Annotated in this window: 1 pseudogene (only partly in view); it reads right to left on the bottom strand. The window is 60.3% G+C overall.

The features are described 5' to 3' along the window. Positions 1 to 642 (bottom strand): annotated as a pseudogene (locus tag BRAS3809_RS17935) (O-antigen ligase family protein); its annotated part runs 497 nt beyond the window's last position; the annotation flags it as partial.

A 642-nucleotide genomic window follows, 5' to 3' on the forward strand; every position in this document is an offset into this window, starting at 1 on the left:
ACCCAGCGAAACGTCTCGAAGACGACGAGAAGCGTCGTCAAAACGCCGAGCACGATACCGATAAGCCCCAGTTCTGCGCCAAGTTCCAGCCAGAGATTGTGAAAGTGGAACCCATTGCGCGTATAGATGTAGAAGAAGGCCCAGAATCGTTCCGCCCAGCGGTCGCCCGGTGCCCAGACCGCCTGGAGACCCATGCCGCCGAAGGGATGGTCGGCAATGACGTCAAGAGCATGCGACCAGAGCAGCGTGCGGCCGGTGAGCGTACTGTCTTTTCCGACTGACGCCAGCGCGAGATCTAGGATGTTGTCGTCAATGACATAGGCGATGCCGACTGCCATGCAGACGACGAGCGCGGCAACCCCGATCAACTGGTAGCGTACGCTGATACGCGCGGAGCGCAGCAGATAGGGGCCGGCGGAGCAGAGCAGTGCAATGCTGCCTGCGATCATGGCGCCGGCGGAGTTGGATGCGACGAAGATCGGAGGCAACGTCACCAGGGCCAACAGGGCGACCCCTCGCGAAATTTTAGGTTGCTGACGGTCGAGCATGACCCAGAAGCTCGAGAGCAGAGCAAGAGCGGCTGCCAGGGCGAGCTGGTTCTTGGATCCGAACGCTGGCGCAACGAAATTGTGGTAAAGTNNT

It is taken from the genome of Bradyrhizobium sp. STM 3809 (genome assembly GCF_000239795.1).
Lineage (GTDB): Bacteria > Pseudomonadota > Alphaproteobacteria > Rhizobiales > Xanthobacteraceae > Bradyrhizobium.